Source organism: Polaromonas sp. (assembly GCF_041689105.1).
Lineage (GTDB): Bacteria > Pseudomonadota > Gammaproteobacteria > Burkholderiales > Burkholderiaceae_C > Polaromonas.
In genome coordinates this window covers 1-1,674 of record NZ_JBDNGU010000049.1, presented here as the reverse complement: position 1 = coordinate 1,674, position 1,674 = coordinate 1, and the positions used below count along the sequence as shown (strand labels likewise).

2 protein-coding genes and 1 pseudogene are annotated in these 1,674 nt (G+C 55.7%); 1 reads left to right on the top strand and 2 read right to left on the bottom strand.

All coding sequences use genetic code 11. The annotated features are described in order from the left end of the window. On the bottom strand, positions 1-635 hold a 635-nt coding region (locus ACESMT_RS04350), incomplete at its 3' end, for a GSU2403 family nucleotidyltransferase fold protein (RefSeq protein WP_372825346.1). Between the two features lie 232 nt (positions 636-867). On the opposite strand from ACESMT_RS04350, the pseudogene ACESMT_RS04345 reads away from it, so the two are divergent. Beyond that, a pseudogene (locus tag ACESMT_RS04345) lies at positions 868-915 on the top strand (hypothetical protein); the annotation flags it as partial. 294 nt (positions 916-1,209) lie between these two features. Here ACESMT_RS04345 and ACESMT_RS04340 read toward each other — a convergent pair. Further along, positions 1,210-1,674: polysaccharide biosynthesis protein (locus tag ACESMT_RS04340; RefSeq protein WP_372825345.1), on the bottom strand; the 465-nt coding region annotated here is incomplete at its 5' end.

Here is a 1,674-nt window from a genome sequence, read left to right as displayed (position 1 = left end):
GCAATCACCAAGTCAATCATGAACTGCCCGGCATTGGCGGCGCGGTAGCCATTTTCTCGAACACATTCAAATGTCTTGTCCGCCTTCTTGAGCAAGCCCAGCAATCCCTCGCCATCGAGCTTGTCAGAGACAACCGTCATTTTCTGGCGCGCATCGTAAAGCAGATCCACATCGCCTGAGGCCAGCAATTCCAACAAGAAATGCGAACCGGCCACAGCTTCGTACGCATACAAAGCCTGGGTACCAATCACCGTAAAGCTGTCATGAAGACCGGCTCGATCAAGCTCGCGCAGCACCCGAGCCACCACACGTGGCACGCGATTCAAACGCAACGCCTTGTTCAGCCTGGCCTGCTCCTGAATTTTTTCGATGATCAGCTGCAAGCGCTCCTGCGCCACAGCCCGCCCGGCAGTGAATGCCGCCAACACGGACTCGGTCTCTGGTGATCTCGGCCCCAGTGACTTACCGTTTCCGCGACGGTCCTTGTCCCTGAAAAGATATTCGATGTTGCGCACCGATTTCCAGCGCATGCCGTATTGGTAGGATGCAGCATGGCTCAGAGCTGATCGGTAGTTTTCGAAAAGCTGCTCCGTGTTGACTTGATGAAGTCGTTGCTGGTTTGACAGTGGTTTCATGATGTTTCCGGCAAAATTATAGTACATAATATTTTGCCGGAAACGCATCAAAGAATCAACTTTAGTTTCCGGCGAAACTTGATTCGTTGATTTTTGCCGGAAACAATTTCTGATGCCCAGATGGTTTCTGGACTTCTGCGCCAAAGTACGCGTGAATGCAGCTCCGTGACATCAAGGAGCGCCCGGCGTGACCACCACCCTGAACGAAATCGAACTGGCTGATCGCTGGGGCATGAGCCCCAAAACGCTGCAGCGCTGGCGCAACCTCAATGTGGGGCGCGAGTATCGCAAGCTCGGCAAAAAGATCATGTACCCACTGGCGGACGTTGAAGATTACGAAAACCTCGTCCGCTCCAACTTTGCAGGCATCGAAGAAATTTTGCTGTATCTCCAGCATGCAGGTGAAGCCAGCCTTGAGCAGATCCAAGCCGCCTGCTTGGGCGGCAAACAATCACGATCCTGCATCCAAGCCTATTTGCAGCGATTGACCCAGTCGTCTCCCCCCAAGGTCAAGGCTCACATGGCTCTGCAGGATCCTGTGATTAGAACTCGCAAACTGTGTGAGCCTCTAGATTCAATTGTCATTGGCCTGCGCCTCGCGCTCCTGCGCCATGTGCACCCAGTCAACCACTTCGCCGCTGGGTTGGTAGCCGCTGACGAGTTGTTGCAGCATGGCGCGAATGACGGGGACGTCGTTCACGCTCATGGCGATGCTCAGGGCGTTGAGCTTTTGTTCTAGTTGCGCCCAGGGCAAAAACTGCTCGTGGGCTTTCATGATGCGGGCGTGCTGCGTGGGCTTGGGGTTGTCGCCAATCAGTAGCTCCTCAAAGAGCTTTTCTCCGGGTCGCAGGCCGGTCACTGCAATTTCGATGTCGCCATCAGGGCGCGTCTCGTCGCGCACGCTCAAGCCAGACAGCTCCACCATGCGGCGGGCCAGGTCGATGATTTTGACGGGCTGGCCCATGTCCAGCACAAACACATCGCCGCCCTGCCCCATTGCCCCGGCTTGGATCACCAGCTGCGCCGCCTCGGCAATGGT